The sequence below is a fragment of the Brachybacterium sp. B718/18 genome (genome assembly GCF_055454375.1).
The window spans coordinates 24539-30877 of record NZ_JBVDDO010000004.1; the positions used below are offsets into that span (position 1 = coordinate 24539).

Here is a 6339-nt window from a genome sequence, read left to right on the forward strand (position 1 = left end):
GTCAGGCCGCCTTCCGGGCTCGGGGATCGAGGACGCCGTAGAGCATGTCGGCGAGGAGGTTCGCGATCAGCGTGCCGACGATGGTGAACAGCAGCAGCGCCTGCAGCAGCGGGTAGTCCTTGCCGGAGGCGGCCTGCTGCATGAGCCGGCCCATCCCCGGGTAGTCGAAGGTGGTCTCGATGAGGATCTGCCCGCCGAGGATGCCGCCGAGCGCCATCGCGAGGCCCGTCACCGAGGGGAGCAGGGCGTTGCGGGCCGCGTAGCGCATGGCGATCTGCTTGTCCGGCACGCCCTTGGCCCGGGCGAGGCGGATGTAGTCCTCGCCGAGGTTGAGGATCATGGTGTTGCGCATCCCGAGCACCCAGCCGACCGGCCCCAGCAGCATCAGCACCGCGGCCGGCAGGATCGAGTGGAGCACCGCGTCCCCGAGGAACTCGAGGTTCCAGCCCGGCATCGACGCCTCGTAGCCGCCCGAGGTCGGGAACCAGCCCAGCACGTAGCCGAAGACGAACAGCAGCAGCAGGGCGACCCAGAAGGACTGCAGGGTGCCGATGAAGGTCGAGCCGAGCGTGACCACCGAGTCGAAGGGCGAGTTGCGCCACCAGGCGGCGAAGGCGCCCAGCACCGTGCCCAGCAGGAAGGAGAGCACCAGCGTCACCCCGACCAGGACCAGGGTCCACAGCATCGCCCGTCCGATCACGTCCGTCACCGTCGCCGGGAAGTACGTGTACGAGTAGCCGAAGTCGCCGCGGGCCAGCTGGCCGAGATAGGCGAGGTACTGCTCGAAGAGGTTGCCCTCGGGCTGGCCGAGCATGATCCGCATGGCCTCGATGCGGGCCGGGTCGATCTCGGTGTCACGACCGGAGATCTGGCGGATCATCAGCTCGGCGGGATCGCCGGGCTGGAGGCGGGGGATCAGGAAGTTCAGCGTGATCGCCGCCCACAGGGTGAGCAGGAAGTAGCCGATCCTGCGCAGGAAGTACTTCACGGTGCGCTCCGTTCCGGGTCAGGGCACGGCCGGGGCGGAGACCTCACACCCCGGCCGCGCGGCTCAGGAGGCGCTCGGCGGCACCAGGCGGGTGATGATCATGAGCATCTCGGAGTTGGTCCCGTAGGGGTCCTCCTCCGAGGGCCAGCCCTCCGCCTTGTCGGTGCGGTAGATCATCCGCGCCGGGGCGTAGAACAGCGGGGTGACCGGGTACTTCGTCATCATGATCTCGACGAGCTGACCGGTCAGCTCCTTCTGCGCCTCGGGGTCGGTCTCCCCCGAGAGCTGGGCGATGATCTCGTCGGTCGCCGGGTCCTCCCAGCGGCCCACGTTCGCCTTGACGGTGTCCTCGGTGGGGACCTGGTCCGAGGCGAGCTTCGAGCCCAGGTTGCGGGCCACCTCGCAGCCGCCGTGGAGGTACTCGAGCAGCAGGTCGAAGTTTGCGTCCTTCTTCGCCTGGTCCACGGCCTCGGGCGGTGACGTCTGCACCGAGGCGTTGATCTTCATGGTCTGCAGGTTGCGGACGATCACGTCGGCCGCCGCCTGGTAGTCGATCCAGCCCGCCTGCACCAGGAACTTCGGGGCGAAGGCCGAGCCGTCCGGGAGGGTGCGGAAGCCGTCGGCGCCGACGGTGTACCCCGCGGCGTCCAGCAGCTCCTCCGCCTTCGCGGTGTCGAAGGGCAGCACGGTGTCCTGACCGGCGTAGGCCTCCGGCAGCAGGTTCTCGGCGTAGGGCAGCTTGAGCCCGGTCTGCGAGGCGGGGGCCATCACCGAGTAGGTCGCCTTGGCGCTGATCTCGTCCTTGTCGAGGCCCTGCGAGACGGCCTCGCGGAACTTCTCGTCGTCGAACGGGGCCTTGGTGAGGTTGTAGGTGAGGACCGTCGAGCCGGCCGGGGCGTACCAGAAGTGGTTCAGCTCCGGGTCCTTCGCGGCGAAGGCCTGCTCCGGGTTGGGGATCTCGCCCCAGTAGGCGTCGAGCTCGCCCGCGGCGAGCTTGAGCGCGGCGTTGGTGGCGTCGTAGTTGCCCTCGAGGATGAGCTCCTCGATGAGCACCTTGTCGGCCTGCCAGTAGTCCTCGCGGCGGGTGAGCTGCAGACGGCGGCCGTTGTAGGAGCCGAGGGCGAAGGGGCCGGTGCCGACGGGTGCCTCGTCGACGTACTGGGTCGGATCGCCGACCTCGCCCCACACGTGCTGCGGCATGATCTTCGCGGTGATCAGCGAGTCGAACTTCGCGGCCGCCAGGCCGGAGAAGCTGATCACGACGTCCTGGCCCTCGACCTCGACCGACTCGGCAGGGGCGCCGAAGACGTCGGTCCACAGGCCGATGTCGTCCGCGCCGGGGTACTCCTTGCGCAGGTTCAGGGTGAAGGCGACGTCGTCCGGGGTGAGGGGCTCACCGTCGGACCAGGTCACGCCCTCGCGGATGGTGAACACCAGGGTCTGCTCGTCGCGCCAGGCGAACTCGGTGGCGATCCACGGGACCACCTCGCAGTTCATCGAGCTGCGGATCATCAGCGGCTCGTAGAAGTAGGTGCGGGAGGTGACGTTCGGGGCGAAGGGGTTGAAGTTCGCGATGCCGGCGACGTTCTCCGCGACCTCGGACGGGAAGGTCAGCTGCGGGATCGTGGTGCCGTCCCCGGCGGGTGCGTTCCCGCCCTGGTTGGTCTGGATCCGGCCCGAGCAGGCGGCGGTGCCGGCGACGAGCGCGGCGGCCAGCGGGCCGGTGGTGAGGAGGGTCCTTCTCTTCATCGAGTGCTCCTGGTGAGGCGGCCGCCGTACGACGGGGCCGGAGGAAACCCGGGATCGGAGGGCCCGGGCGGGAGGCGAGCGTGCCGTCGGTGGCGTGGCCGTCGGTGGCGTGGCCGTCACTGGCGCGCTCTTGAGGGACGATGTTAGCGCTTACACTCACATTGTCAACGCTTACATGCGCGGAAGCCGGGCATGTCGGGCGGGATGGGCTGGCACCGCTGCCGCTGAACCCTGCCGACGCCGCCCCCGTGTCGCCGCCACGCCGCCACCCTGCCTCTGCCCCTACCTCTGGCGTAGCCCCAGCTGAAACTCCGCGCGTGGCATGACCTCACCGCCCCACAGGCATTCAGGTCACGCCACACGCGGAGTTCCAGCAGCTCGACCCCACCAGCGCCCCGGTCCCCGCCCCGCCAGCACCCCACCACCTCACCCCGGCTCTGCCAGAAGCCCCGCCCCAACCCCGGCCCCGTTGGAACCCCTCACCGGCAAGCCGAGGCCAGGTCCTCCGCCAGCAGGGCCGCCTCGGCGTCGGTCAGGCCGTGCACGGTCAACCGCAGGTGATGGGACCGTTCGCCTCGACCGCCCGTTGCGTCGAGGCGGAACTCGTCGCCGGTGCGCACGCGCCACCCGCGTCGGGCGAGCTGCGCGGCGACCTCACCCGCGGACCGCGGCAGACCCACCCACAGGCTCATCCCGTCGGCCGCCGTGACCTCGGCCCCGACTTCGCGCAGCAGCGCGGCGACCTGCGCGTTCCGTGCCGCGTACCGCTCCCCCGCCCGCTCGATGAGCGCCCGGGCGCCGTCCTCGCACAGCACCCCGTGGGCGAGGCGCTGCAGCAGGTGACTGACCCAGGTGGTGCCGGGGCTAAGGCGCAGCGCGAGCCGGTCGGCGGTCTCGGAGTCGCTCGCGACGACGGCGAGGCACAGGTCGGGCCCGAGGAACTTCGAGACCGAGCGCACCAGCGCCCAGCGCCGATGCCCCGGCGGGAGCGGGCTGCGGAACGGCCGACGGGACAGGAACGAGAAGTAGTCGTCGAGGACGACCAGCACATAGGGATGCTCGGCGAGGACTTCCTGCAGGTCACGGGCTCGCTGCGCACTGAGCGAGGCACCGGTGGGGTTCTGCGCCCTCGGGGTGAGCACCACGGCCCGCGCGCCGGCCTCGAGCGCGACGCGCAGCCCGTCCGGGGTCATGCCCTCCGCGTCCACGGGCACGGGCAGGGCCCGGTAGCCGGCGTGTCGGACGGTCTGGATGCTCGCCAGGAAGCAGGGATCCTCGAGCGCGACGGCGTCGTCTCGGACCAGCGCCTGGGCCAGCAGGCGCTCAATCGCGTCGACGGCGCCGCTGGTCAGGGTCAGATCCGCGGCGGCACCGCCGGGAACGTCGGGGGCGACCCAGTCCCTCGCCCAGGCCGCGAAGCCGGGGTCGATGACGGGTTCGCCGTAGAGCACGGGGCGGCCGACGGCCCCGGCGAGCGCGGGCGCGAGATCGGGGATGAGGGCGGGGTCGGGGTTGCCGGTGCCGAGGTCGCGGAGCGTTCCCGCGGGGACGTCGGGGGCGAGGGCGGCGAGCGCGGTCGCGTCCGCGAAGCCCTCCTGCGCGGCAGTGCGGGTGCCCGCGATACGGGTGCCGGCCCGGCCCTGGGCGATCACGGCGCCGTCGCGGGCGAGCCGCTTGTAGGCGGCGACGGCGGTGTTCCGGTTGACGCCGAGCTGTTCGGCGAGGGCGCGGACGGGCGGGAGCAGGTCGCCGGGGGCGAGCTCGCCGCGCTCGACGAGGCCGCGGACGCTCGCGGAGATCTCGGCGGCGGTGGCGCCGGTGATCTGCGCGGGCGAGGGGGTCTCCACGGGAGCGAGTCTAGGGCGGGCCCGGAGGCACGGGCAGTGTCGCGACCCGCCCCGCGAGCGCCCGGAACCAGCGGTGCTCGTACTCGCTGCGCTCGACGGCGAGCGCCGTCCGGCACCAGTCGAGGACCTCGTCGCGCTGCCATTCCCCCTCGCGGATGAGCCAGGGGACGACGGAGGCGTCCAGGCGCGGGCCCGGACCGGTGTCGTCGCGCTGCGCTGCCGACGCTCCCTTGATCCCCGGGGTCTCGAAGAGCCGCGGGAGCGTCGTGCGGAGGAGGACGGGGCGCCTCCGGAGGTAGGCCCTGGGCGAGGGCCAGGCAGCCCAGCAGATCAGAATCAGCACGGCGCCCTGCTGCGTGGGCGGCTCGACGAGTCCGGACTGCGCCCAGTCGAACATCGCCTCGATGCCGCGGTTGCCGTCCCAGGCTTTCGGGTTTGTGAGGAACCGCGTCGAGAACGCCTCGACGAAGGCGGGGAGGTCCTCCGGGAACAGTCTCGGGAGGTGGTCGCGCGCCACGGGCCCGTCGAAGGTGCGCTGCCGCAGCGCCTGGGGGAGCGAGGCGGTCGCGAGCAGCGCCGTCTGCGCCGCGTACCCGTGCCGGCCGCTCAGGGCGCCGCGCCACCGACCTTCGGGGTCCCGGGCCCCGGTCGGGGCGCCGAGGATCGCGTTCGCGCTCCCCATGACGCTCCTGCGCAGCGCCGTGCGCTCCTGCGCGGGGAACGGTTCGAGCAGCTCGACCACAGCGTCATGGTCCCCTCGCTGGAGAGCGGCGAGGAGGGGCGAGGTCGCATCGGGGAGTGACTGGTTCATCGGCCGCTCTCGTGAGGGGGACGGTGCATGTCGCGCTGACATTCTTCCTCCCGGCGAGGGCGCATCTCCATTCGTCCACTAGGCGGCGTCACGGCGCGGGATGTGGCAGGGAGCACGGACCTCGCACCCTCGCGGCCCTCTCGTGACCACTCCCGCCACCCCGTGCTACCTTTTGGCCTAGATCAAAGTGGTGCAGGGAGGGGCGACGCGCACGGAGCGTCGGCCCGCGCCGCGCGAGCGACGAAGGAACACCGCTGTGACCAGTGACGTCACCCCTGCCCCCACCTCCTCCCCCGCTGCCGCGACCGGCACCGGCACCGTCAAGCGCGGTCTCGCCGAGATGCTGAAGGGCGGCGTCATCATGGATGTCGTCACCCCCGAGCAGGCGAAGATCGCCGAGGACGCCGGCGCCGTCGCCGTCATGGCCCTCGAGCGGGTCCCCGCCGACATCCGCGCCCAGGGCGGCGTCTCCCGCATGAGCGACCCGGACATGATCGACGGCATCGTCGCGGCCGTCTCCATCCCGGTGATGGCGAAGGCCCGCATCGGCCACTTCGTCGAGGCGCAGGTCCTGCAGGAGCTGGCCGTCGACTTCATCGACGAGTCCGAGGTGCTCTCCCCCGCCGACTACGTCCACCACATCGACAAGCACCGCTTCACCGTGCCCTTCGTATGCGGGGCGACGAACCTCGGCGAGGCGCTGCGCCGCATCACCGAGGGCGCGGCGATGATCCGCTCCAAGGGTGAGGCCGGCACCGGCGATGTCTCCGAGGCGACGAAGCACATCCGCACCATCACCGCCGAGATCCGGGCCCTCGCCGCGCGCTCCGAGGACGAGCTCTACCTCGCCGCGAAGGACCTCCAGGCACCGTACTCCCTGGTCAAGGAGGTCGCGGAGGCCGGCGCGCTGCCGGTTCCGATGTTCACGGCGGGTGGGGTCGCGA

At 71.7% G+C, this 6339-nt stretch carries 5 protein-coding genes; 1 reads left to right on the plus strand and 4 read right to left on the minus strand.

The window, feature by feature from the left end:
- Position 1 precedes the first annotated feature (1 nt).
- From ACZCAH_RS07870 to ACZCAH_RS07885, 4 genes are all read right to left on the minus strand, one after another.
- Positions 2-988: an ABC transporter permease gene (locus ACZCAH_RS07870; RefSeq protein WP_329745896.1), complete on the minus strand. Its 987-nt coding sequence runs from the start codon at positions 986-988 to the stop codon at positions 2-4.
- Between the two features lie 63 nt (positions 989-1051).
- Entirely contained in the window at positions 1052-2737 is a 1686-nt protein-coding gene (locus ACZCAH_RS07875; protein ID WP_464340535.1) for an ABC transporter substrate-binding protein, read from the minus strand.
- 479 nt (positions 2738-3216) lie between these two features.
- Positions 3217-4584: an aminotransferase class I/II-fold pyridoxal phosphate-dependent enzyme gene (locus ACZCAH_RS07880; RefSeq protein WP_464340536.1), complete on the minus strand. Its 1368-nt coding sequence runs from the start codon at positions 4582-4584 to the stop codon at positions 3217-3219.
- Between the two features lie 10 nt (positions 4585-4594).
- Positions 4595-5395 (minus strand): hypothetical protein, encoded by an 801-nt coding sequence (locus tag ACZCAH_RS07885; RefSeq protein ID WP_464340537.1) that lies wholly within the window; start codon positions 5393-5395, stop codon positions 4595-4597.
- A 340-nt stretch (positions 5396-5735) separates the two neighbouring features.
- On the opposite strand from ACZCAH_RS07885, the gene ACZCAH_RS07890 reads away from it, so the two are divergent.
- On the plus strand, positions 5736-6339 hold a 604-nt coding region (locus tag ACZCAH_RS07890), incomplete at its 3' end, for a beta/alpha barrel domain-containing protein (protein WP_464340779.1).